Here is a 23700-nt window from a genome sequence, read left to right as displayed (position 1 = left end):
TCAGTCCTGTCGCGAAAGGGCCGATCGGGTCAGTGAGACGTCGCGCCGGCCCGCCATCGTTCGCGCAGTGACATGACCGGCCCCCCTGCGGGGGCCATCTCCTCCGATGACTCCTTCTGCATGCCCGTACTCTACTCGCTCTTCCCCGCCCGGCCCGCCGCCGGGCGGGGGGAAGGAGCGGCCGTCCCGGCGGTCAGCCGCTCTGGCGCAGGGCCGGATGGGCTCCGGCGGCGACCAGGTCGGCGACGGCGCTGCGCGGGTCCTTGCCGATCACCAGGCTCTCCCCCACCAGGACCGCGTCGGCGCCGGCGGAGGCGTAGGCGAGCAGGTCGTGCGGGCCGCGCACCCCGGACTCGGCGATCTTCACCACGTTCTTGGGGATCAGCGGCGCCAGCCGCGCGAACACCCCCCGGTCCACCCGGAGCGTGCGCAGGTCGCGGGCGTTGACGCCGATGACCTTGGCGCCCGCCTCCAGCGCGCGGGCGGCCTCCTCCTCGGTGTGCACCTCCACCAGCGGCAGCAGCCCGATCGACTCGGCCCGCTCCACCAGCGACACCAGCGCGTCCTGCTCCAGCGCCGCCACGATCAGCAACGCCACGTCGGCGCCGTAGGCCCGCGCCTCCCACAGCTGGTAGGAGGTCACGATGAAGTCCTTGCGCAGCACCGCGATGTCGACGTTGGCGCGGACCGCGGCCAGGTCGTCCAGGCTGCCGCCGAACCGGCGCCGCTCGGTCAGCACGCTGATCACCTTGGCGCCGCCGGACTCGTAGTCGCGGGCCAGCGCCGCCGGGTCGGCGATCGCGGCCAGCGCGCCCTTGGACGGGCTGCTGCGCTTGACCTCGGCGATGACCGAGACGCCCTGGCCGCGCAGGGCGCCGAGCGCGTCGCGCGGGGGCGGGGCCGCCGCCGCCCTCTCCTTGAGGGCCTCCAGCGGCACCTCTCGCTGCCGTTCGGCGAGATCGGCCCGGACGCCTTCGATGATCTCGTCGAGCACGCTGCCGGTCCCACCGGTCACGCTGCACCTCCCGCCGCTCGCCGCCGGTGCGCCGGAAGGCGCCGGACGCGCTGTCCGCCCGCCCCTCGCGCCTCGTCCCGGCCGATGCCGCACACCTCCGGCTCTTGCACGCGGGGCCCCCTAATGCTCCGGTCGTTCTGTGGACCGATCGTAGCCGCACCCGCCGACGGTCCACGCACCCGCCCTGAGGCTCGGCGGCCCCTTCCGGGGCCCCGCGCGCCTACGGCGCCAGCACCTGCGCAAACGGCAGGTTGCGCGCGATCCAGTACAGGACCAGCACCCCGAGGAAGGCGTAGAGGACCCGCGGGCGGAGCAGAACCGAGCGCATCGGCACGCCGCGTACGGCGCCGAGCGCCCACCGGGCCCACAGGTACCCGAACACCGGGAGCAGCAGCACGACGAGGGGGTTCATCCCGAACGCCTGGACCAGGTCCCCGTGAACCAGGGAATTGGCCATCCTCAGGCCCCCGCAGCCCGGGCAGTACCAGCCCGTCAGGAGCAGCGAGGGGCACGTGGGGTAGTGGCCGGGCTCGTGCGGGTCCACGAACGCGACCAGGGCCGCCCCCGCCGTCACCCCGGCCAGGACGGCCAGCGGCCCCAGCAGGGCCCGGCCGCGCCCGGGCGCGCGCCGTCCGTGCGGGTCAGGGCCGGAGGCGTGCGGGGGACCTTGTACGGCTGCGTCGGTCACGGGCTCCACCCTAAAGTCCCGGCCCGCGGCCCTCGCCTGGCGGCTCGTACCTGACCGGGCCTGTGGGAGCGCGGTGGCGGAGGTTGGCTCGCGGTGTGGGCCGCACTCCCCGCCTAGGCGTCCAGGACGTACCCGACGCCGCGCACGGTACGGATCGGGCTGCCCTCTCCGAGCTTGGAGCGCAGCTGGGCGATGTGCACGTCCACGGTGCGGCTGCCGGCGCCCGCGTCCGGCCCCCAAGCCGCGGCCAGGAGCTGCTCGCGGGTGAACACCCGTCCCGCGTTCCCCATCAGGAACTCCAGCAGGTCGAACTCGGTCACCGTGAGCGCGACGCGGCGTTCGCCGACGGTGACGGCGCGGGCGTGCGGGTCCATGGTCACCTGCCCCGCCCGCAGGACTCCGGGGGCCGCGCCGGGGGCGCTGCCGCGCAGGGCGTCCGCCACGGCTCCCACGAGCACCCTGGGGCTGAACGGCCTCGACACCCTGTACCGGCCCAGGCTCCGGGCCGCCGCGGGCTCCAGCGGCCCCGTCACGGCGACCACGGGCGCGTTCCCGGCCGCCTCGGCCACCCGCCGGTAGAGGTCGACGGGGAGGGGGGCGGTGGACAGGTCCAGGACGACCACATCCGGCCGGAGCCGCCCGGTGACCGCCGGCGCGCGGCCCGGGTCGACCTCGATCGCCACCGTGTGGCCCTGCCGGGCGAGGTAGCGGCGCTGCAGTTCGGCCACGGACTCGTCGTGCTCGACCACCAGGACGAGCCCGCCCTCGGCGTTCATCCGGGGCCCGCGTTCATCCGAGGTCCGCGGTCATGGGCGGCGTTCCTCGGCCGCCGTGGGGTCCTCGCCCCGGTCGAGCGACTTCCAGAGGGCGGCGGGATCGTCGCCCGCCGCGGCGGGCGCCGGCGCGGCCGTACCCGCCGCCTCCCTGCCGGGATCGGTACCGGGATCGCTGCCGGGATCGGTGCCGGCGGGCGCCGCGGAGGCGGACGGGGCCGCGTCCCCGGCCCCGGCCTTGCCCGGGGCGCCCGCGGCCCGGTCGTACCGGGCCGACATGCCCGGCCAGCGCGCACCGCGCGCGACCGTGACCGCTCCTGCCGCCACCAGCAGGACGCCCCCGGCCAGGGAGACGATCCACCAGGGCCGCACGGTGATCGCCAGGTCGCCGCCCAGGCGCAGCAGGGCGCTCTTCTCCCCCGCCGCCGCCAGGACGCCCGCGCGCTGGACGGCGGTGGCCGAGGCGTAGGCGATGCCGGCCCCGAAAAGCGCCAGCAGCACGCCCACCCCGGCCCGCACCCGGCCCCGGGTGGCGAACAGCGCCGCGAGCCCCGCCAGCGCGGCCCAGCCGAGGGCGCCGGCGGCGCCTCCCAGGTCACGGCCGGTCAGGTCCTGCGCGAAGGGCGTGATGGCGTCCCGGGCCCGCACGGTCGCCCAGGGACGGCCGGCGGCCAGGAGCGCGAGCCCCGCCCCGGCGGCGCACAGCAGCGCGGCGAGGGCGCGCTCACGGCTCGGCGTCACGGCTTCCCGGGACCTCCGGAGGGCCGTTCCCCGACGACGGGGTCGAGCACGTCGGCGTCCCAGCAGGTGCGGTCGCCGGTGTGGCAGGCGGCTCCGACCTGGTCGACCTTCACGAGGATCGCGTCGGCGTCGCAGTCCAGCGCGACCGACTTGACCCACTGCTGATGCCCGGAGCTCTCGCCCTTCACCCAGTACTCCTGGCGGCTGCGCGACCAGTAGGTGCAGCGGCCGGTGGTCAGGGTGCGGTGCAGGGCCTCGTCGTCCATCCAGCCGAGCATGAGCACCTCACCGGTGTCGTACTGCTGGGCGATGGCCGGGACGAGGCCGTCGGCGGTGCGCTTGAGGCGATCAGCGATCTTGGGGTCCAGATTGGACGGGCGAGCGGACATGGAGTCCATTGTGCCCGCTCCCCGCCGCCGGTCGTACGCGCCCCGGCCCACGACACGGCAAGGCCCGCACCCGGAACGGGTACGGGCCTCACTGTACGACTAGGGTGTAACAGGTGTTACAGGGGGACGACCTGGTCGGCCTGCGGACCCCGGTTACCCTGCGTCACCTCGAACTGGACGCGCTGGTTCTCGTCCAGCGTGCGGTACCCGGAGCTCTGGATCGCCGAGTAGTGCACGAACACATCCGGCCCACCGCCGTCGACGGCGATGAAACCGAAGCCCTTCTCGGCGTTGAACCACTTCACGGTGCCCTGCTGGGGCATGTCTTTCTCCTTGCGGCAAAACATGGGCCCACACCTCGCGGGCCCGGCGCGGTCGCTGCGGAACGCCCTCGCCTCTCCGGTACGGTCCCGGAAAAGCCAAAACGCCCGCTGCCATCAGTCCGCGGGCGCCTGAACAAACGATCGAGAACCACGACTGCAACCGACGGCTCCACAGTATCACCGCTTCCGCGTAATGCGGAGGAGCTACAAGCCTCCCGATTCACCTCTCGGCGAACCATCCCGTTACCGTGCCGTTAAAGGCGCCAACCCGTCTCCTTGAGGACGTTGACGGCCTCCCGGGCCCCGGTGAGCCGTACACGCGCGACATCGGTGCGCCCGAGCGCCCACAGGATCAATTCCCCGACCGGACCATGGACCCGTACACCGCCCCCGGCGCCCCCGCCGCGGGGTGCCGACGGCCCCTTGCCGCCGGGTCTGGCGGCGGAACGGGCGCGGGCGCGGGCGGAACGGCGGGATACCCCCCGGCGCGCGGCCGGGATCCGCAGGCTTCGACCGTCCGGCCGGATCAACGTGACCTCAACCGGTACTTTTCTGAGTGCAAAGCGGGCAATTTTTATGCGCGCCCACAGGAGTTCCTCCAGCGCGGGGCTCAGCGACCTGGGCTCCCAGTCCGGCCGTGCGCGCCTGACGTCCTCATGATGGACAAAGAACTCGACCGTGTTGGCGATTTTGTCCACGCCCGGAACCGCGTAGGGCGACCACTTCGGAGGCCCCCGCCGAATCCGGTCCACCGACCGCTCGAACGGGATCTCGCGCACCGTGCGGCGGCGGATCCGCTCCGTGTGGAAGGCCAGCGGGCGCAGCAGTATTCCCGGCAGCGCGTCCGGGCGCCCCTCCCGGACGACGAGGTGGGCGGCGAGATCCGCGGCGGTCCACCCCTCGCACTCGGTCGGCGCGCCGGGCCCCGCGTCCAGCAGCGCGTCGCAGAGCAGTTCGCGTTCGCGCCGGACCGGCCCCGCCCCGGCGCGGGCGGCCGCCCCCGTGCCCGGATCCGTGCCCGGATCCGCCCCCGCGCCCGGGCTCACCTGCTCGGACGCCGGCGCGTCCCCCGGGCCGGGGTCCCGGCCGGAGCCGCGACTCGATGACGGTTTCATCCATCGATGGTAGGTCGCGCCCACTAGGCCGGGAATAAGCGGTACGCGCGGATGGTAGGCATGGTGCAGCCCTCACCCCCACCGTCCGGCTTGTCGGGGGGATTCCCTGGGCGTCGCCGTACGTGGAGGTAGCCGCAGTGCCAGCTGGGTCGACACGCGTCAATTCGCGCATTCTCCGGGAGGGGATGCGGGTGCTGTGGGTGGCGATCCGCGCCGAGCCGAGGGTGTTCGCGCTCTCGGTCGCCGCCAGCGGGCTCTACGCGGCGATGACCGTGGGAACGGCGCAGGTGCTCGGCTGGGCCACCGAGGAGGTGATCCTGCCGGCGTTCCGCTCCGGCGACACGACCGCCGCCACGCTGGCCGCCGCCGCCGGGGCGATCATGGGCGTGGCGCTGCTGAAGGCGCTGGGCGTGGCGGGCCGCCGGTTCTACGCCGGGCTCATGCAGTACCGGATGCAGGCGAAGTACCGGCGCGCCGTCACGCGCCAGTACCTGCGGCTGCCCCTGGCCTGGCACCACCGCCATCCCACCGGGCAGCTGCTGTCGAACGCCAACGCCGACGTGGAGGCGGCCTGGGCGCCGATCGCGCCGCTGCCGATGGCCGTCGGCGTGGTGTTCATGCTGCTGCTCGCGGCGGTGTCCATCGTGCTCACCGACATCACGGTGGCCGTCGTGGGCTTCCTGGTCTTCCCCGCCATCGCGCTGCTGAACGTCCTCTACCAGCGCAGGCTGGCGCCCGTGGCCACCCGCGCGCAGCGGCTGCGCGCCCAGGTCAGCGAGGTGGCGCACGAGAGCTTCGAGGGCGGCCTGGTCGTCAAGACCCTCGGCCGGGAGCAGGCCGAGACCGACCGTTTCGCCACCGCCGCCCACGCCCTGCGCGACGCCAACATCGCGGTCGGTCGGGTCCGCGGCCTGTTCGACCCCGTGCTGGAGGCCCTTCCCAGCCTGGGCGTCCTGGCCGTTCTGCTGGTCGGGTCCCTGCGGCTGCAGGGCGGTGACATGACGGCCGGCGACCTGGTGCACGTGGCCTACCTGTTCACCCTGCTCGCCTGGCCGATCCGGGCGCTGGGCTGGGTGCTGGCCGAGGTGCCCCGCAGCGTCGTGGGCTGGCGGCGCGTCCGCGGCGTCCTGGACGCGGGGGGCTCGCTGCCGTACGGGGACGGGACGCTGGAGGGCGGCGGGGCCGCGGCGCTGGAGGTCCGCGAGGTCCGGTTCGCCTACGAGACGGGCGGCGCCCCCTCCGACGGGGAGATCGCCGAGAGCGGGCCCGCGGCGGCCGCCGGGAGCGAGGTCACCGAGGTCAGGGTGCTGCACGACGTGACCTTCGAGGCCGCGCCCGGCCGCACGATCGCGATCGTCGGCCCGACCGGCTCGGGCAAGTCCACGCTCACCTCCCTCCTGGTGCGGCTGGTCGACCCGGGCGACGGCTCGGTGCTGCTGGACGGCCTGGACGTCAGGGACGTGGCGCGCGGCGGGGTGGCCGAGACCGCCGCCCTGGTGCCGCAGCAGACGTTCCTCTTCGACGACGACGTCCGGGGCAACGTGACGCTCGGCCTGGAGGTCCCCGACGAACGGGTGTGGGAGGCGCTGCGGCTGGCGCAGGCGGACGGTTTCGTGGCGGCGCTGCCCGACGGGCTGCACACCCGGGTCGGGGAGCGCGGCGCGACCCTGTCAGGCGGCCAGCGGCAGCGGCTGGCCCTGGCCCGCGCGCTGGTGCGCCGGCCCCGGCTGCTGGTGCTGGACGACGCCACCTCCAGCGTCGACCCGCAGGTGGAGGCCCGGATCCTGGAGGGCATCAGGGACACCCGGCAAACGGGTGAGGGCACGGCCACGGTGGTGGTGGTCGCCTACCGCAAGGCCACGATCTCCCTCGCGGACGAGGTCGTCTACATGGAGCACGGCCGGGTGGTGGACCGCGGCCCGCACGCCGAATTGCTGGCGCGGTCGGAGGGCTACCGCAACCTGGTCAACGCCTACGAGCGCGCAGAGACCGAGCAGGACGAGCTCGACGCAGCCTCCGACGCGGCGTCCGACCCGGCGTCCGACCCGGCGTCCGGCACGCCCTCCGGCACCGGAGGGGACGCACACTCCGGCACGGCGGATCGCGGGAAGACGGGACGCGCCGGGTTCCACGGCGACGACGCAGAGGAAGAGGCGCTGACATGACCGCGCTCAACGAGGTGGCCTCGGGCGAGGGCGCCTTCAGCACCCTGCGGCGCGGGCTGCGGCTGAGCCCCGAGTTCCGCGCCGGGCTGGCCGGGACGCTGCTGCTCGCGCTGGTGGCGACGGCGGGCCGGATCGTGGTGCCGGTCGCCGTCCAGCAGACCATCGACCGGGGGCTGGGCACGGCGGGCGGCCCGGACGTGGCCTTCATCCGTACCGCGGTGCTGTTGTGCGCCGTGGCCGTCGGCCTGACGGCGCTGAGCGCGTACGCCATGAACGTGCGCCTCTACAAGAGCACCGAGAGCGGCCTGGCCACGCTGCGGGTCAAGGCGTTCCGGCATGTGCACGACCTGTCGATGCTGACCCAGAGCGGTGAGCGGCGCGGCGCGCTGGTGTCGCGGGTGACCGGCGACGTGGACCAGATCAGCCAGTTCATGCAGTGGGGCGGGCTGATGATCATCGTGTCGCTGGGGCAGCTGGTGGTGGCCAGCGTCCTGATGGCGGTCTACTCCTGGGAGCTGACGCTGCTGGTGTGGGCGTCCTTCCTGCCGCTGGCGTTCCTGCTGCGCCGGTTCCAGCGGCTGATCTCGGCCGCGTACACCCGGGTGCGGGAGCGCACCGGCGACCTGCTCGCGGCGGTGAGCGAGTCGGTGGTGGGCGCCCCGGTGATCCGCGCCTACGGGTCGGAGGAGCGCACCGCGCGGCGGGTGGACGAGACCGTGGAGGCGACCCGGCGGGCGCAGACCAGGGCCCAGGGCCTGGTGGCGCTGACCTTCCCCTCCAGCGAGCTGGTCGCGGCCCTGGCCACGGCGGGCGTCGTGGTCGCCGGGACCCTGCTGGGCGTGGGCGGGCAGCTGTCGGCGGGGAAGCTGATCGCCTTCCTGTTCCTGGTCACCCTGTTCGTCAGCCCCATGCAGACCGCCACCGAGGTCCTGAACGAGGCGCAGAACGCCATCGCCGGGTGGCGGCGGGTTCTGGGCGTGCTGGACACCGAGCCGGACGTGGCCGACCCGGGCGAGGACGGCGAGGTGCTGCCGCGCGGCCCGATCGAGCTGCGCTTCGAAAACGTCGGGTTCGCCTACCCGGGCGGCCCGCCCGTCCTGCACGGGGTGGACGCGGCCATCGCCCCGCGGACCAGGGTGGCGGTCGTGGGCGAGACCGGGTCGGGCAAGACGACGTTCGCCAAGCTGCTGACCCGGCTCATGGACCCGGCGTCGGGCCGGATCCTGGTGGACGGGGTCCCGCTGGACCGGGTCCGGTTCTCCTCGCTGCGCGAGCGGATCGTGATGGTCCCCCAGGACGGGTTCCTGTTCGACGCCTCGCTGGCGGACAACATCCGCTACGGCAGGCCCGGCGCCACCGACGAGGACCTCCTGCTGGCCGTCACCGAGCTGGGCCTGGCCGACTGGCTGGCCGGGCTGCCGCGGGGGCTGGAGACGCCGGTGGGGCAGCGCGGGGAGTCGCTGTCGGCCGGTGAGCGCCAGCTGGTCGCGCTGGCCCGCGCCTACATCGCCGACCCCGACCTGCTGGTCCTGGACGAGGCCACCTCCGCGGTCGACCCGGCCACCGAGGTGCGGATCCAGCGGGCCCTGGACGGGGTGACCCGGGGCCGGACGGCGATCGCGATCGCGCACCGGATGTCCACGGCGGAGGCGGCGGACGAGGTGATCGTCTTCGACGCCGGGCGGATCGTCCAGCGCGGGCCGCACTCGGTCCTGGTCGCCGAACCCGGCGTCTACGCCGACCTGCACGCCTCCTGGATCGCCCAGCGCGCGCTGTGAGCCCGCCGGCCCGCCACCCGAGGCCGGCACCGAGGCCGGCGAGCGCGGGCGGCGGGCGGGGCGGGCGCCCCGGGCGCGGGCGGCGCGCATGCCCGGCGCCCGGCGGGGAAGGAGAGAGCGGACCGGCCGCGCGTCCGCGGGCGTGCGGACCGGCCGGACAGGGCTAAAGCACTTGCCCGATATCTGGTCGAGTGCGCATTCTGCTGTGGTGAACAACGAGGTCGTGATGCAATCAGCGGGCACGCTGCACGGGCAGCTGCAGCGAGGTCTGGGCAGGGCGGCGCGGCGCGCGGCCGACAAGCCGGGAGCCGGCGAGTACGTCTTCGACTGCATACGGCGCGATCCGCGCTGGGATCCGCAGGCCGAGAGCCGCGCCCTCTATTACGCCCGCCTGATGGTCGATCTCGAGCTGCCGGTCGGCCCGGTCGCCGAGCACCTGTTCGACCCGGCCGACCAGGGGGACGGCGACGAGTGGCGGGTGCTGCTCGCGATCGGGGTGCTCACCGAGCTGGTCCGGCTGAGCCGCCGGGAGGCCGCCGGCCCGCTACGGCGGTACGTCGAGGAGGGCACCCACTGGTTCGATGCGCTGGACGCCCTGGCCGAGCTGCGCGACCCCGTGCTGGCCGCGGGCCTGGACTCCCTGGTGGCCGCGCGGTGCGACGAGGCCACGCTCTCCTGCCTGGTGACGGACCCCGCCAACCCGGTGATCGAGAGCTGGGCGGCCCGCCAGCCGCGCATCGCCGAGGCGCTGGCCCGGCGCCGGGAGAGCGGCCGGCCGCGGCGGCCCGGCGGCTCGGCGGCCGGCCCGTCCGAGCGGACCGAGGCCGAGCTGCTGGACATGGCCCGGCGCCGCGACGACGGCGCGGTCGCGGCGATCTTCGAGCTGAGCCGGCGGCGCGCCCCCGGACTGCTCGACCTCGCCGAGGAGCTCCTCCCCCAGCGGCCGAGCAGATGGGGCGGGGCGCTGTGCCGGGCGTTGCGCGAGTACGGGCCCGAGGCGCTGCCGCGCGCCCGGTCCTGGGCCGTGGCCCGGGGCGGCTGCGCGGACATCGGCCTGCGCATCCTCGCCCGCTACGGCACCCGCCAGGACATCCCCCTGCTGATGAACGAGCTGCACGGCGCGCTCGACCGCCGCGACTGGGGTGACGCCGCCGGCCCCATCGAGGGCCTGGGCAGGCTCCGCGCCGGCGAGGCCGTGCCGCTGCTGAAGACCGCCTGGACCGAGTCGACCTACGCCTACCTGCGCCCCCGTGTACTGACCGCGTTGACCCGTACCGCCCCCCACACCGCCGAGGCCTACACCGTCGAAGGGCTGTGGGACTGCGAGGAAGGCGTCCGGCAGGTCGCCGCCCGGACCGCCCCCGTCACCTCCGAGACCCGCATCCGCCTGCAACGGCTGCATCATGACGACGCCGAGGAACCGGGCGTCCGCGCCACCGCCGCAGGCCGCCTCATGTAGCGGCCCATCACCGCGTGGTACTACTTCCGTCCCGCGAGGTTCCACCCGCGGGAGGGGGGCCGGGAACGGGCCGCCGTCTAGACTCACAGCCATGATCTCCCCTGTGGGCCGGAAACTGGCCGTGCTTCCGCTGCTCCTGCTGCCCCTGGGCGCGCTCGCGGCGTGCAGCAGCGAGAACGCCCAGACCGACTGCACGGTCAACGCGTGCACCGTGACCTTCGACCGCGGCGTCGAGGCCAGCGCGTCCATCCTCGGCGTGAAGGCCGAGCTGGTGAGCGTCCAGGGCCAGAACGTCACCATGAGGATCGGCGGGCAGCAGATCACCGTGCCGGCGGGTGAGGGCGAGCAGGCCGAGGGCTTCAACGTCTCGGTCCAGTCGGTCACCCAGGAGAACGTCGTCGTCAAGATCTCCAACGGCGGCGGCTGACCCGCGGACGCCGCCGGGGCGCTAGGCTTCGGCCATGCGTTCGACCATGCGTTCGATCGGGGTGGCCGAGCGGCGGGCGCGGCTGGCGGTCCGGCACCGGCTGGCCGCCACCGCCCGCACCGACTCGGTGGCGGGCATCGCCGGCTCCCTGGTCGCCCTGCACGCCACCGACCCGGCCACGGTGTTCCTGTCGGTGGCCGCGCGCAGCCTGACGGCGGCGCACACCGACGTCGAGGCCGCCCTCTACGAGGACCGGACGCTGCTGCGGATGCTGGCCATGCGCCGGACGATGTTCGTCGTCCCGGTCGAGCTGGTCCCCGCGCTGCAGGCGTCCTGCGCCGACGCGCTGGCCGTCCGGCAGCGCCGCACCTACGCCCGCCACCTGGAGCGGGCGGGGGTCGGCGCGGACGCGGGCGGCGTCGACGCCTGGCTCGCGGACGTGGAAGAGGCCACCCACCGGGTGCTGCTGGCGCGCGGCCTCGCCACCGGCGCGCAGCTCAGCGCGGAGGAGCCCCGGCTGCGCACCAAGGTCGACACCGCGCCGGGCAAGTCCTACTCCCGCCCCACCGGCATCACCACCTGGGTCCTGGTGAGCCTGGGCTGCCAGGGACGCATCGTCCGGGGGCGCCCCAACGGGTCGTGGATCAGCAGCCAGTACCAGTGGTCCCCCGTCGAGACGTGGCTGCCCGGCCCGCTCCCCGCGATGCCGGCCGGCCCGGCGCGCACCGAGCTGGCCGCCCGCTGGCTCCGCGCGTTCGGCCCCGCCCCCGTCACCGACCTCAAGTGGTGGACGGGCTGGTCGATGGGCGAGGTGAGGAAGGCCCTGGCCCCGCTGGACGTGGCCGAGGTGGAGCTGCCCGACGAGCGCGCCGGCAACGCGACCGGGCTGCTGCTCGCCGACGATCTCGACCCGGCGGGCGGCCCGGAGGGGACGGGCGCGGCGCTGCTGCCCGCCCTGGACCCCACGCCGATGGGCTGGCAGGAGCGCGGCTGGTTCCTGGGGGAGCACGCGCCGCGGTTGTTCGACCGCTCCGGCAACATCGGCCCGACCGTGTGGTGGGAGGGACGCGTCGTGGGCGGCTGGGCGCAGCGCGGCGACGGCGAGATCGCGCTGCGGCTGCTGGAGGACGTGGGCGCCGAGGCGGAGGCGGCGATCGAGGCGGAGGCCGGCCGGATCGGCCGGTGGTGCGGCGACGTGCGCGTCACCCCGCGCTTCCGCACGCCCCTGGAGCGCGAGCTGTCGTCCTGAGACCGGCCGGGCGCGACGGCGGCCCGGCACCGGCGCGCCCGCCTTTTCCCTCGCATGGGATCCCGTTGACCGGGCGATGGCGGGCGGGCGCGGTTCACGGGACGGATCGGCGATCGCGTCCAGGCCCGGCGGCACAAGGGTTCCCGGCCCTCCCGCGGCCCGCCGCGGCCTCGGGCGGGGGTGTCGCGGGACGCGCGCGAGGTAACGTTACCAAGTAGTAGGTGTAGTCCCGAACCGGCCGACGGACACCCGCCCCCGCCGGGGTCGTACGGCGGACTGGAGGCAGCATGGCCATCAGGGACAGCTTGCGGGACCGGTTGCCGGCGGCCCCCCTGCGGCTCCCCCGCGCCGCGGCGTTCCGCCGCTTTCATGTGGAACGCGACCTGCGCGTCACGATGCGCGACGGTGCGACGCTGCTCGCCGACCGCTACGTGCCCGCCGGGGTACGGCGTCCGCCGCCCACCATCCTGGTACGGACGCCCTACGGCAGGCGCGGCCCCGCCTCCTTCCTCAACGGCCTTCCGCTGGTGCCGTTCGGTTTCCAGCTCGTCGTGCAGAGCGCGCGCGGGACGTTCGGGTCGGAGGGCGAGTTCGACCCCCTGGGCTGCGAGCGCGACGACGGCCTCGCCACCGTCGAGTGGCTGAGGGAGCAGCCGTGGTTCGGCGGGTCGTTCGCCATGTACGGGGCCAGCTACCTGGGCTACTCGGCGTGGGCGCTGGCCGCCGAGGCGGGGCCGGAGCTCAGGGCGATGTCCCTGCAGATCACGGCCTCCTCGTTCCGGGACGCGGCGTACGTGGGCGGCTCGTTCGCACTGGAGTCCACGCTGAGCTGGACCACCCTCACGCATCGCCAGCAGCAGGCGCCGTTCGGGATGCTCACCGCCCCGCTGGTGTCGCGGCGCCGCGCGGTCCGGGCGGCGCGCACCGGGCGGCCCCTGTCGGAGCTGGACGTGCTCACCGGGGGCGCCCCCATGCGCTTCTACCAGGACCTGCTGGCCGCCCACCACGACCCGGGCTCCGCCTACTGGCTCAAGCGCGACTTCAGCGGGACGGTGGGCGAGGTCGCCGCGCCCGTCTCCCTCCTCGGCGGGTGGTACGACGTGTTCCTGCCGTGGCAGGTCAAGGACTACCTCGCGCTGAGAGCGGCCGGGCAGCGCCCCTACCTCACCATCGGCCCGTGGTGGCACACCGACGCCCGCCACGGGCTGGTGTCCTTCCGCGATTCGCTGGCGTGGTTCCGGGCGCACCTGCACGGCGACTTCTCCGGGCTGCGCCCCGCCCCGGTGCGGGTCTACCTCACCGGGGCCCGCGAGTGGCGTGACTACGACGACTGGCCGCCGCCCGGAATGCGGCAGGAACGCTGGCACCTGCACGCGGGCGGCGGGCTGGGGCAGGACGGCCCGCAGACCGCCCCCGCCAGCGCCTACCGGTTCGAGCCCACGCACCCCACGCCCGCCCTGGGCGGCCCGTCCCTGCTGGGCAACTCCAGGCCGGTGGACAACCGCCCCCTGGAGAAGCGCCCGGACGTCCTGGTCTTCTCCTCACCGGTCCTGAAGGAGGACCTGGACGTCATCGGCCCCGTCATGGCGGACCTGTTCGTCCGGTCCGACCGCGAGCACACCGACTTCATCGTCCGGCTGTGCGACGTGGGACCCGACGGCACGTCCCGCAACGTGTGCGAGGGCGGCCTGCGCCTGGACCCGGGCCGGCCCGCCGCCGACAAGCCCGTCGGCACCGACGGGGTGCGGCGGGTGGCCATCGACCTGTGGCCCACCGGCCACCGGTTCCGCCGCGGCCACCGCGTCCGGGTGCACGTGACCAGCGGCGCCTACCCGAAGGTCGCGGTCAACCCGGGCACCGGCGAGCCGCTGGCCACCGCCCGGACGTCCGTGCCCGCCCACCAGGAGGTCTTCCACGACCCCGACCACCCGTCGGCGCTCCTGCTGCCCGTCGTGGAACGGCCCCCGGAGGCCGTCGCGCCCGGCGGCGAGGACGGCCCGTACGTCGGCGCCTGACCGGCCGGTCACGGACGGCGGCGGCCAGGGCGCGACGGTCAGGGCGCGGCGGTCAGGGCGCGGCGGTCAGGGCGCCACGGTCAGGGCGCCACGGTCAGCGCGCGGCGGTCAGCGGACGGGGTGACCCGCGGCGCGCAGGGTGTCCTTGACCTCGGGGATGGACAGCTCACCGAAGTGGAAGACGCTGGCGGCCAGCACCGCGTCCGCTCCGGCGGCGACGGCGGGCGGGAAGTGCTCCAGCGCGCCCGCGCCACCGCTGGCGATGACCGGCACCGACACCGTCTCCCGCACCCGGCGGAGCATCTCCAGGTCGAACCCGCCCTTGGTGCCGTCGGCGTCCATGGAGTTGAGCAGGATCTCCCCCACTCCCAGCTCCGCGCCCCGCCGCGCCCACTCGATCGCGTCGATCCCGGTGCCCTTGCGGCCCCCGTGGGTGGTCACCTCGAACCCCGACGGCGTGCCCTCGGCGCGGCGGGCGTCCACCGACAGCACCACGCACTGGGAGCCGAAGCGGTGCGCCGCCTCCCGGAGGAACTCGGGCCGGGCGATGGCCGCGGTGTTGATCGAGACCTTGTCCGCCCCCGCCCTCAGCAGCCGGTCCACGTCCTCGACGGTGCGCACGCCGCCGCCGACGGTGAGCGGGATGAACACCTGCTCGGCCGTGCGCCGGACCACGTCGTAGGTGGTGGAACGATCCCCGCTGGAGGCCGTGATGTCCAGGAACGTCAGCTCGTCGGCGCCCTCGGCGTCGTACCGGCGGGCCAGCTCCACCGGGTCGCCCGCGTCCCGCAGGTTCTGGAAGTTCACGCCCTTGACGACGCGCCCGGCGTCCACGTCCAGGCACGGGATCACCCGTACCGCCACGGTGCTCATGGTGTCCCCCCGCTCATGGTGTCCCCCCGCTCATGAGGTACGAGCTCATGGGGTCCCCGCTCATGAGGTCCCCCGATACGCCTCGACCTCGACCTCGACCAGCATCCGCGGGTCGATCAGCCCGGCCACCACCAGCATGCTCGCCGCCGGGCGGACGTCCTTGAACAGGCTCGCGTGCGCCCGGCCGACCTCGGCCGAGTCGGCGGCCCGGGTGATGTACATCCGGGTGCGGACCACGGCGTCGCTGTCCAGGCCCAGGCGTTCCAGCGACCACAGGGCGATCTGGAACGCGGTCCGGGTCTGCTCGTAGGGGTCGTCCTCGTGGACGACCTGGCCGTCGACCGTGGCCGTGCACCCCGAGACCATCGCCAGGTCACCGGCCATCACCGCGCGGGAGTAGCCGATCTCGTCCTCCCAGGGGCCGCCGGAGGAGAGGCGCTGGATCACTTCACCGCCTCCAGGGCCTCTTCGAGCGTGAAGGCGCCCGCGTACAGCGCCTTGCCGACGATCGCGCCCTCGACGCCGTCGGGGACCAGCCCGGCCAGGGCGCGCAGGTCGTCCAGCGAGGACACGCCGCCGGACGCCACCACCGGCTTGTCGGTACGGGAGCAGACCTCGCGCAGCAGCTCGGTGTTGGGGCCGCGCAGCGTGCCGTCCTTGGTCACGTCGGTGACCACGTACCGGGGGCAGCCGTCCTTCTCCAGGCGGTCCAGGACCTCCCACAGGTCGCCGCCCTCGCGGGTCCAGCCGCGGGCGGCCAGCGTGGTGCCGCGCACGTCCAGCCCCACCGCGATCCGGTCCCCGTGCGCGTCGATGATCTCGCGGCACCACTCGGGGTTCTCCAGCGCGGCGGTGCCGATGTTGACCCGGGCGCATCCGGTGGCCAGGGCCGCCTCCAGGGACGCGTCGTCGCGGATGCCGCCCGACAGCTCCACCTTCACGTCCAGCCGCCCGGTCACCTCGGCCAGCAGCGCACGGTTGGAGCCGCGGCCGAACGCGGCGTCCAGGTCGACCAGATGGATCCACTCGGCTCCCGCCCGCTGCCAGGCCAGTGCGGCCTCCAGCGGCGCGCCGTAGGAGGTCTCGGTGCCGGCCTCGCCCTGGACCAGGCGGACCGCCTGGCCGTCGGCGACGTCGACGGCGGGAAGGAGCGTGAGAGTCATGGAACAGACCTTATCCGTGGGTGAGGGAACGTTCCGCCTGGTCGGGGCGGGGTCAGTCGACGGTGGACAGCCAGTTCCGCAGGAGTTCGGCGCCGGCGTCGCCGGACTTCTCCGGGTGGAACTGGGTCGCGCACAGCGGGCCGTTCTCGACGGCGGCGACGAAACGGTCGCCGTGCTCGGCCCAGGTGACCAGCGGCGGCCTGATCAGGCCGGTCGGGTCGGGCTCCAGCTCCCAGCGGCGCGCGGCGTAGGAGTGCACGAAGTAGAACCGGGTGCCGGGGTCGATGCCGTGGAACAGCCGCGTCCCGGCGGGCGCGTCGACGGTGTTCCAGCCCATGTGCGGGACGACCGGGGCGTTCAGCCGGTCGACGGTGCCCGGCCACTCGGCGCAGCCCTCGGTGGTGACGCCGTGCTCGATGCCCTTGGCGAAGAGGATCTGCATGCCCACGCAGATGCCCAGGACGGGGCGGCCCCCGGCCAGCCGGCGGCCGATGATCTGGTCGCCGCGCACCGAGCGCAGGCCCTGCATGCAGGCCGAGAACGCGCCGACGCCCGGCACCACCAGGCCGTCAGCGGCCAGCGCCGCGTCCCGGTCGGGGGTGACGGTCACCTCCACGCCGTGCCGGGCCACCGCGCGCTCGGCCGAGCGCAGGTTCCCCGAGCCGTAGTCCAGGATGACGATCTTCTTGGTCACAGTCGCAGCGCCCCCGCGGTGAAGGCCAGGGCCATCAGCACGAAGACCACCACGGCGGCCATCTTGAGGCCCTGCCGGATGAAGCTGATCACGCCCATCAGCAGGAACACCCCCAGGGCGAACAGCAGCACGTCGCCGTAGGAGATGTCGAGTCCGCCGATGTTCATCCCTACAACGCCCCCTTGGTGGAGGGGATGCCGTGCACCCGCGGGTCAAAGGCGACGGCGTCGCGCAGCGCCCGCGCGAGGGCCTTGAACTGCGCCTCCACGATGTGGTGGGCGTTGCGGCCGTAGGGGACGTGGACGTGCAGGGCGACCTGGGCGTTGGCCACGAACGACTCCAGGACGTGCCGGGTCATCGTGGTGTCGTACTCGGGCCCGATCATCGGCGCCATGCCCTCGGGCTCGGAGTGCACCAGGTAGGGGCGGCCGGAGACGTCCACGGTGACCTGCGCCAGCGCCTCGTCCAGCGGGATGGAGGCGTCGGCGAACCGCCGGATCCCCGACTTGTCGCCCAGCGCCTGCCGGAACGCCTGGCCGAGGGCGATCGCGGTGTCCTCGATCGTGTGGTGGGCGTCGATGTACAGGTCGCCGGAGGTCTTGACGGTGAGGTCGAACGACCCGTGCTTGCCCAGCTGGGCCAGCATGTGGTCGAAGAAGCCGACGCCGGTGGCCACCTCGACCGTGCCGGTGCCGTCCAGGTCGATCTCCACCAGGACCTGGGTCTCCTTGGTCCCGCGCTCGACCCTTCCCTTGCGGCTCATGCGCTCTCCTTAAGTGCGGTACGGAAGGCGGCCATCTCCTCGGGCGTGCCGACGCTCACCCGCAGCCACTCGGGCGGCCCCACCTGCCGGATCAGCACGCCCCGGTCGAGCATCGCCCGCCAGACCCGCTCGCGGTCGGGGAAGCGCCCGAACAGGACGAAGTTGGCGTCGGAGTCGGCGACCGCGAACCCCTCGCCGCGCAGCCAGGCCACCAGGTCGTCGCGTTCGCGGCGCAGCCGCCCGACGTTTCCCAGCAGCTCCCCGCCGTACGCGACGGCGGTACGGGCGACGGCCTGGGTGACCGCCGACAGGTGGTAGGGCAGCCGCACCAGCAGCAGCGCCTCGATCACGGCCGGGTCGGCCGCCAGGTAGCCCAGGCGCGTCCCGGCCATCGCGAACGCCTTGGACATCGTCCGGGTGACGATCAGCCGCGGGTTGCCGGGCAGCAGCGTCAGCGCCGAGGGGGTGCCGGTCCGGCGGAACTCGGCGTACGCCTCGTCGACCACCACCATCCCGGGGGCGGCCTCCAGCACCGCCTCGATCGCCTCCAGCGGCAGGGCGGTACCGGTCGGGTTGTTCGGCGAGGTGAGGAACACGATGTCGGGGGCGTGCTCCTCGATCGCCGCGACGGCCCGCGCGGGCTCCAGCCCGAAGTCCTCGTCGCGGTGCGCGTCGACCCAGCGGGTGCCGCTGACCCGGGTGATGATCGGGTGCATCGAGTAGGACGGCTCGAAGCCCACCGCGGTACGGCCGGGACCGCCGAACGCCTGCAGGATCTGCTGGAGGACCTCGTTGGAGCCGTTGGCCGCCCACACCTGGCGCGAGGTCAGTCCCGCGCCCGGGGTGTCCTCGTTGAGGAACCCGGCCAGGTCCTCGCGCAGCGCGACGGCGTCGCGGTCGGGGTAGCGGTTGAGCGAGCCCGCCACCTCCGCGACCGCCTCGCCCAGGGCCTTCACCAGCCGGTCCGACGGCGGGTAGGGGTTCTCGTTGGTGTTGAGCGCGACCGGCACCTCCAGCTGGGGCGCGCCGTACGGCTGGCGTCCCCGCAGGTCGTCGCGGATGGGCAGATCGTCGAGGGAGGTCATCGGGCGGCGTCCCCCTCGGCGGAGGGGATCTCCCAGCCGAACCGGGCCTTGAGCGCGGCGCCGTGCGCGGGCAGGTCCTCGGCCTCGGCGAGCGTGACCACCCGCGGGGTGGCCTCGGCGAGGGCGGCCTCGTCGTACTCCACGACGTGGATCCCGCGCAGGAACGACTGGACCGACAGGCCCGAGGAGTGGCAGGCGCAGCCGCCGGTGGGCAGCACGTGGTTGGACCCGGCCAGGTAGTCGCCCAGCGACACCGGGGCGTACGGGCCGATGAAGATCGCGCCGGCGTTGCGCACCCGGGCGGCCAGCTCGCGGGCCCCGGCGGTGTGGATCTCCAGGTGCTCGGCGGCGTAGGCGTCCACGACGGCCAGGCCGTCCTCCATGTCGTCCACGAGGACGATGCCGGACTGCCGTCCGGCCAGCGCCTCGGTGATCCGCTCGGTGTGCCGGGTGCGGGCGACCTGCGCCTTCAGCTCGGTCTCGACCGCCTCGGCGAGCGCGAGGGAGTCGGTGACCAGCACGGCCGCGGCCAGCACGTCGTGCTCGGCCTGGCTGATCAGGTCGGCGGCCACGTGCACCGGGTCGGCGGTGCCGTCGGCCAGGACGGCGATCTCGGTCGGGCCGGCCTCGGAGTCGATCCCGATCACGCCCTTGAGCAGGCGCTTGGCCGCGGCCACGTAGACGTTGCCGGGACCGGTGACCAGGTCGGCGCGGGGGCACTCCTCGGTGCCGTGGGCGAACATCGCGACCGCCTGGGCGCCGCCCGCCGCGTACACCTCCTCGACCCCCAGCAGCGCGCAGGCCGCCAGGATCGACGGGTGCGGCCGGCCGCCGAACTCCGCCTGGGCCGGGGACGTCACCGCCAGCGACTCCACCCCGGCCTCCTGCGCCGGGACCACGTTCATGATCACGCTGGAGGGGTAGACGGCCCGGCCGCCCGGCACGTACAGGCCCACCCGCCGCACCGGCACCCAGCGCTCGGTGACGGTCCCGCCGGGCACGACCCGGGTGGTGACGTCGGTACGGCGCTGGTCGCGGTGGACCAGGCGGGTGCGGCGGATCGCCTCCTCCAGCGCGTCGCGCAGCACCGGGTCGAGCGTGGCGAGCGCCTCGTGCACCGCCCGTACCGGGACGCGCACGGCGTCCAGCTCCACGCCGTCGAAGTTCCGGGTGTGCTCACGGACCGCCGCCGCGCCCCGATGGCGCACGTCCTCACAGATCGGCCGCACCTTCTCGAGGGCGGCCTCGACGTCGAGTTCGGCGCGGGGCAGCACGGAGCGCAGGTCGCCCGGGAGCGAGCCGCGCAGGTCGATACGGGAGATCACACGCCCCAGTCTACGAACAAGCCCCGGTCCCCCGCGCATCGTCTCGGCTGCCGAGACGGGCGTGGCGCCCCTGTTCACACGGCGAGCTCACCGTCCAGGACCGTGACGGCGCCGCCGGACAGGGCGACCCGGTCACCGCGCAGCTCCGTGCGGACGTGGCCGCCACGCGCCGACGCCTGGAAGCCGGTCAGCGTGTCGCGGCCGAGCTTGGCCGACCAGTAGGGCGCGAGGGCGCAGTGGGCGGACCCGGTGACGGGGTCCTCGTCCACGCCGACCGACGGGGCGAACACCCGCGACACGAAGTCGTGCCCGCGGCCCGGGTCCGCCCGGGCGGTGACGATCACCGCGCGGGCGCCCAGCGCGCCGAGCGCCGCGAGGTCGGGGGCCAGGCCGCGGACCGCGTCCTCGCCGGAGACCTCCGCCAGCAGGTCCGGCTGGACGTTGCGGCCGGTCCAGCCGGTCCAGGACACCGGGGTCCCGAGCGCCTTCTCCAGGCCGTCGGGGACGGCGGCGGGCCCGACCGGGGAGGCGGGGAAGTCCATCTCCAGCAGCCCGTCCCCGTCCGCGGGCCGTACGGTCAGGACCCCGCTGTGCAGGGTGCGGAACCGGATCGGCCGGCCGGCCGGGGCGACGCCCGTCTCGTACAGGGCGTGGGCGCCGGCCAGGGTGGCGTGCCCGCACAGCGCGACCTCGGTCTCCGGCGTGAACCAGCGCAGCTCGAAATCGGCCCCGTCCTCCCCCGCCGGCCGCAGGAAGGCGGTCTCCGAGTGCCGCATCTCAGCAGCGACCCGCTGCATCCAGGCGGGGTCGGCGGGGGCGTCCAGCAGGCAGACCCCGGCGGGGTTGCCCGCGAAGGGGCGGTCGGTGAAAGCGTCGACGACGAGCATCCTCATGCACCCGACGCTAACGGCCCCCGTCCGGCGCGAACACGGCCAATCGGCGGCGGTGGCCTCCTCGCGCCCTTCAGACTGTGAGAATTTCACCGCCTCAAGATCGTCGGGCCGGACGTACCCTGACCGCGAACGCCCGGCGCGAGCGGCGCCGGACGGGGAGGCGAGGGGATGCGGTGACCGAGCGGATTCCGTTGTTCCCGCTGGGCACGGTCCTGTTCCCGGGGCTGGTGCTCCCGCTGCACGTGTTCGAGGAGCGCTACCGGCTGCTGATGCGCGACCTGCTCGAACGCCCCGAGCCCCGCCGCCTGGGGATCGTCGCCGCCGAGCCGGGGCACGACGCGGCCGGGCCCGGCGGGCCGCGGCCGGCCGAGGTCGGCTGCGTGGCCGAGGTGCACGGCGCGCACGCGCGTCCCGACGGGCGGTACGACATCGTCACCGTGGGCGGCGGCCGGTTCCGGGTCAAGGAGCTGGACCGCACGCTCCCGTACCTGCGCGCCGAGGTGGAGATGCTGCCCGAGGAACCGGGCGCGGCGGCCGGCCCGATGGCGGAGCTGGTCCGCCCGCTGTTCGAGCGGTACCGGCAGCGCCTCGCCGCCGTGGGCGCGGAGACCGCCGAGCCGCTCGACCTGCCCGGGGACCCGCTGCGGCTGTCCTATCTGATCGCGTCGGCGGTGGTCCTGGACGGCCCGGACAAGCAGCGGCTCCTGGAGGCCGAGGACGCCACGCTGCGGCTGCGCGCCGAACGCGAGCTGCTGCTGCGCGAGAACCGCCTCCTCGGCACGTTCTCGACCGTCCCCGCGGGCCCGTTCCTGGAAACCGGAGTGGGGCTCAACTAGCCCGCCGCCCCGGGCGGGCGGAAAAGGCGTGGGCGCGGGGTGATCGGCACGGGCAGACTGGGGCCCATGAGCGCAGCCAAGCCCAAGGGCGGCACGGGCACCCCGGCCACGGCCGAGGCGACCAGGGCCGGGATCGAGTTCACCCTGCACCGGTACGAGGCCGATCCCGCCGCCGAGTCCTACGGGCAGGCCGCGGCCGACGCCCTGGGGGTCCCGCACGAGCGGCTGTTCAAGACGCTGCTGGCCGAGGTGGACGGGAGGCTCACCGTCGCGGTCGTCCCGGTGTCGGCGTCGCTGGACCTGAAGGCCCTGGCCTCGGCCGCGGGGGGCAAGAAGGCGCGGATGGCCGAGCCGCGGGACGCCGAGCGCGCCACCGGGTACGTGGTGGGCGGGATCAGCCCGCTCGGGCAGCGCAGGCGGCTGCCCACGGTGATCGACGCGTCGGTCTCAGCCTTCGCGACGGTCTACGTCTCGGCCGGCCGGCGCGGCCTGCAGATCGAGCTCGACCCCGCCGACCTGGTCCGGCTCACCGGGGCCGGTACCGCCGGGATCGCCCGCGGGTAGCCGTTTGACCAGCAGCTCCAGGACGGCGTAGGCGGCGACCGCCAGGACCGGCCAGAAGACCAGCAGGCCCGTCGCGCGCAGCTCGGCCACGCCGGCGACGGTACGGCCGTCGGGTGCCCGGCGCACCGCGCGCTGGAAGGCGTCCAGCCCCAGCTGGTGGCCGAGCCGCCAGGCGATCAGGGAGGCCGCCAGCCCGCCCGCCGCCAGGCCGAAGATCAGCGGCAGGTCGTTGCCGCGCCCGCCGGCGAGGTAGGCGGCGATCCCGCAGCACAGGCCCGCGACCAGGGCGATGAGCGCGAACCGGCCGTCGGTCCCGATCGGCGCCTGCCCCTCCGGATCGGCCAGCAAAGCCTGTCCCCGGATGACGATGTAGGTCACCTTCGGGGAGATCTCCGCCCACAACAGCCCGGCGGGGATCCCCAGGAGTGCGATGATCAGGGTGGTGACCGCCCAGGTCCGCAAGGCCCTCACGGTCGGTCGCCGCACTGCGTACGCTCCTTTGACGGTTGCCCGGGACAGCAAGAGCCTAGCCTGCCCAGGTCAGCCGATCGACAACCGATCAGTGCCCCGTTCACGCCGCCGAGCGGCCCGATTCCTGAGATAATGTGCCCGACATGTCCGGATTCAGTCCTGCGTTCACCCGCCTCGGCACCGCGCTGGCCGCGGTCGTCCTCCAGCAACAGGAGACCCTCGCCGAGTTCCTCCCCCGGGAGGACTGGAGCGCCGACCTGACCGCGCGCACGTACACCAGCGGCGGGGTCACGGTGCGGGTGTCGCTGCTGGGCAGCTACGCCGCGCGCGAGCGCACCTGGCTCTGGGGCTGGGCCAACCCGCAGTTCGGCGACGGCCACCCGGCGGTCGAGCCGACCCTGGCCATCCGGGGGCTGGGGCAGCGCCTGGGCATCCCGGAGTTCACCACCCCCGAGGTCGACCTCGGCTGGTACGAGGGCCCGGCCGGGCACGGCGGGGAGCTGATCGCCATGGCCGCCGGCGGGGTGCTGGGCGGCGGCGGGTACATCGGCGCCGGGTACGACGGCGGCTCGGCCTACCTCCACGTGGACGACCCGCAGGCGCCGCCGGCCGTCTGGGACCCCGTGCCGGTCCCCCGGCTCCTGATGAACGCCGTCAGCCTGTTCCCGGACGAGCCCCGGCTCACCCTGGCCCGGTTCCTGAGCCGCCACCGCGTCGCCTACCGCGAGCGGGACGGCGTGACCGAGATCCGCCTTCCCGGCGGCGGCGTCGCCCGCGCCCACTTCGACGGCCTGGGCCGCTTCATCGACTGGCAGGCCGAGCTGACCCCCGCCGCCCTCTGACCACGCCTCGCCGGCGCGGACGACGCGAGCGGGCGGGCGGGGCACCGGGTGCCC

The 23700-nt window shown here is 74.6% G+C and carries 26 protein-coding genes; 9 read left to right on the top strand and 17 right to left on the bottom strand.

The features are described 5' to 3' along the window. Window positions 1-193: 193 nt before the first annotated feature. From trpC to IW256_RS12815, 7 genes are all read right to left on the bottom strand, one after another. Window positions 194-1015 (bottom strand): indole-3-glycerol phosphate synthase TrpC, encoded by an 822-nt coding sequence (gene trpC, locus IW256_RS12845; RefSeq protein ID WP_197011178.1) that lies wholly within the window; start codon window positions 1013-1015, stop codon window positions 194-196. A gap of 220 nt (window positions 1016-1235) precedes the next feature. Further along, window positions 1236-1703 (bottom strand): DUF2752 domain-containing protein, encoded by a 468-nt coding sequence (locus IW256_RS12840; RefSeq protein ID WP_197011177.1) that lies wholly within the window; start codon window positions 1701-1703, stop codon window positions 1236-1238. 113 nt (window positions 1704-1816) lie between these two features. Further along, window positions 1817-2479, bottom strand: coding sequence for a response regulator transcription factor (locus tag IW256_RS12835; protein WP_197011176.1), 663 nt, complete (start codon window positions 2477-2479; stop codon window positions 1817-1819). Between the two features lie 30 nt (window positions 2480-2509). Further along, window positions 2510-3217: a Trp biosynthesis-associated membrane protein gene (locus IW256_RS12830; protein WP_197011175.1), complete on the bottom strand. Its 708-nt coding sequence runs from the start codon at window positions 3215-3217 to the stop codon at window positions 2510-2512. Beyond that, on the bottom strand, window positions 3214-3606 hold the full coding sequence (hisI, locus tag IW256_RS12825) for a phosphoribosyl-AMP cyclohydrolase (protein WP_197011174.1): 393 nt from the start codon (window positions 3604-3606) through the stop codon (window positions 3214-3216). Before hisI ends, IW256_RS12830 begins: the two co-directional genes overlap by 4 nt. Window positions 3607-3722: 116 nt before the next feature. After that, a complete protein-coding gene (locus tag IW256_RS12820; RefSeq protein ID WP_018657218.1) occupies window positions 3723-3929 on the bottom strand; it encodes a cold-shock protein in 207 nt (68 codons plus the stop codon). A 254-nt stretch (window positions 3930-4183) separates the two neighbouring features. Next, a complete protein-coding gene (locus tag IW256_RS12815) occupies window positions 4184-5044 on the bottom strand; it encodes a TIGR03085 family metal-binding protein (protein WP_197011173.1) in 861 nt (286 codons plus the stop codon). Between the two features lie 185 nt (window positions 5045-5229). Here IW256_RS12815 and IW256_RS12810 point away from each other — a divergent pair, with 185 nt between their 5' ends. The 6 genes from IW256_RS12810 (at window position 5230) to IW256_RS12785 (ending at window position 14137) form a co-directional block, all read left to right on the top strand. Continuing rightward, window positions 5230-7209 carry an ABC transporter ATP-binding protein gene (locus IW256_RS12810; RefSeq protein WP_197011172.1) on the top strand — a complete coding sequence of 660 codons (1980 nt, stop codon included), beginning with the start codon at window positions 5230-5232 and terminating at the stop codon, window positions 7207-7209. Continuing rightward, complete coding sequence (locus IW256_RS12805) at window positions 7206-8987, top strand: ABC transporter ATP-binding protein (RefSeq protein WP_197011171.1); 1782 nt, start codon at window positions 7206-7208, stop codon at window positions 8985-8987. Before IW256_RS12810 ends, IW256_RS12805 begins: the two co-directional genes overlap by 4 nt. A 208-nt stretch (window positions 8988-9195) precedes the next feature. Beyond that, complete coding sequence (locus tag IW256_RS12800) at window positions 9196-10446, top strand: hypothetical protein (protein ID WP_307828874.1); 1251 nt, start codon at window positions 9196-9198, stop codon at window positions 10444-10446. Window positions 10447-10537: 91 nt separating this feature from the next. After that, window positions 10538-10873 carry a hypothetical protein gene (locus IW256_RS12795; protein ID WP_197011170.1) on the top strand — a complete coding sequence of 112 codons (336 nt, stop codon included), beginning with the start codon at window positions 10538-10540 and terminating at the stop codon, window positions 10871-10873. Between the two features lie 34 nt (window positions 10874-10907). Further along, window positions 10908-12122: a winged helix DNA-binding domain-containing protein gene (locus IW256_RS12790; protein WP_231403756.1), complete on the top strand. Its 1215-nt coding sequence runs from the start codon at window positions 10908-10910 to the stop codon at window positions 12120-12122. A 287-nt stretch (window positions 12123-12409) separates the two neighbouring features. Beyond that, window positions 12410-14137 (top strand): CocE/NonD family hydrolase, encoded by a 1728-nt coding sequence (locus tag IW256_RS12785; RefSeq protein ID WP_197011169.1) that lies wholly within the window; start codon window positions 12410-12412, stop codon window positions 14135-14137. A gap of 108 nt (window positions 14138-14245) precedes the next feature. Here the strand turns inward: IW256_RS12785 and hisF are convergent, their stop codons facing one another. The 9 genes from hisF to IW256_RS12740 all read right to left on the bottom strand — a co-directional run bounded on the left by hisF (window position 14246) and on the right by IW256_RS12740 (window position 20933). Beyond that, window positions 14246-15010: an imidazole glycerol phosphate synthase subunit HisF gene (hisF, locus tag IW256_RS12780; protein WP_197011168.1), complete on the bottom strand. Its 765-nt coding sequence runs from the start codon at window positions 15008-15010 to the stop codon at window positions 14246-14248. 60 nt (window positions 15011-15070) lie between these two features. Beyond that, entirely contained in the window at window positions 15071-15457 is a 387-nt protein-coding gene (locus tag IW256_RS12775; RefSeq protein WP_197011167.1) for a RidA family protein, read from the bottom strand. Further along, window positions 15454-16173: a bifunctional 1-(5-phosphoribosyl)-5-((5-phosphoribosylamino)methylideneamino)imidazole-4-carboxamide isomerase/phosphoribosylanthranilate isomerase PriA gene (gene priA / locus IW256_RS12770; protein ID WP_197011166.1), complete on the bottom strand. Its 720-nt coding sequence runs from the start codon at window positions 16171-16173 to the stop codon at window positions 15454-15456. Before priA ends, IW256_RS12775 begins: the two co-directional genes overlap by 4 nt. Before the next feature lie 52 nt (window positions 16174-16225). Then, complete coding sequence (hisH, locus tag IW256_RS12765; RefSeq protein WP_197011165.1) at window positions 16226-16867, bottom strand: imidazole glycerol phosphate synthase subunit HisH; 642 nt, start codon at window positions 16865-16867, stop codon at window positions 16226-16228. Next, window positions 16864-17034, bottom strand: a complete 171-nt coding sequence (locus IW256_RS12760) for a hypothetical protein (protein WP_197011164.1) — start codon at window positions 17032-17034, stop codon at window positions 16864-16866. The genes hisH and IW256_RS12760 overlap by 4 nt, the downstream gene beginning before the upstream one ends. A 2-nt stretch (window positions 17035-17036) precedes the next feature. Then, on the bottom strand, window positions 17037-17630 hold the full coding sequence (gene hisB, locus IW256_RS12755; protein ID WP_197011163.1) for an imidazoleglycerol-phosphate dehydratase HisB: 594 nt from the start codon (window positions 17628-17630) through the stop codon (window positions 17037-17039). Next, window positions 17627-18715: a histidinol-phosphate transaminase gene (locus IW256_RS12750; protein WP_197011162.1), complete on the bottom strand. Its 1089-nt coding sequence runs from the start codon at window positions 18713-18715 to the stop codon at window positions 17627-17629. The genes hisB and IW256_RS12750 overlap by 4 nt, the downstream gene beginning before the upstream one ends. After that, complete coding sequence (gene hisD, locus IW256_RS12745) at window positions 18712-20040, bottom strand: histidinol dehydrogenase (RefSeq protein WP_197011161.1); 1329 nt, start codon at window positions 20038-20040, stop codon at window positions 18712-18714. Before hisD ends, IW256_RS12750 begins: the two co-directional genes overlap by 4 nt. A 74-nt stretch (window positions 20041-20114) precedes the next feature. Continuing rightward, on the bottom strand, window positions 20115-20933 hold the full coding sequence (locus tag IW256_RS12740) for a PhzF family phenazine biosynthesis protein (protein ID WP_197011160.1): 819 nt from the start codon (window positions 20931-20933) through the stop codon (window positions 20115-20117). 173 nt (window positions 20934-21106) lie between these two features. On the opposite strand from IW256_RS12740, the gene IW256_RS12735 reads away from it, so the two are divergent. Together IW256_RS12735 and ybaK are read left to right on the top strand one after the other, a co-directional pair. Further along, window positions 21107-21769: an LON peptidase substrate-binding domain-containing protein gene (locus tag IW256_RS12735; protein ID WP_197011159.1), complete on the top strand. Its 663-nt coding sequence runs from the start codon at window positions 21107-21109 to the stop codon at window positions 21767-21769. A gap of 66 nt (window positions 21770-21835) precedes the next feature. After that, complete coding sequence (ybaK, locus tag IW256_RS12730) at window positions 21836-22333, top strand: Cys-tRNA(Pro) deacylase (RefSeq protein WP_197011158.1); 498 nt, start codon at window positions 21836-21838, stop codon at window positions 22331-22333. On the opposite strand, the gene IW256_RS12725 is transcribed toward ybaK, so the two are convergent. After that, on the bottom strand, window positions 22217-22819 hold the full coding sequence (locus tag IW256_RS12725) for a hypothetical protein (protein ID WP_307828873.1): 603 nt from the start codon (window positions 22817-22819) through the stop codon (window positions 22217-22219). The two genes, ybaK and IW256_RS12725, sit on opposite strands and share 117 nt — an antisense overlap. 128 nt (window positions 22820-22947) lie before the next feature. Here IW256_RS12725 and IW256_RS12720 point away from each other — a divergent pair, with 128 nt between their 5' ends. After that, entirely contained in the window at window positions 22948-23646 is a 699-nt protein-coding gene (locus IW256_RS12720) for a DUF6882 domain-containing protein (RefSeq protein WP_197011157.1), read from the top strand. Window positions 23647-23700: the final 54 nt, after the last annotated feature.

Origin of the sequence: Actinomadura viridis (genome assembly GCF_015751755.1) — a bacterium.
Taxonomy (GTDB): domain Bacteria; phylum Actinomycetota; class Actinomycetes; order Streptosporangiales; family Streptosporangiaceae; genus Spirillospora; species Spirillospora viridis.
The sequence above is the reverse complement of the archived record's forward strand: the minus strand, read 5'-3'. Positions and strand labels throughout refer to the sequence as shown.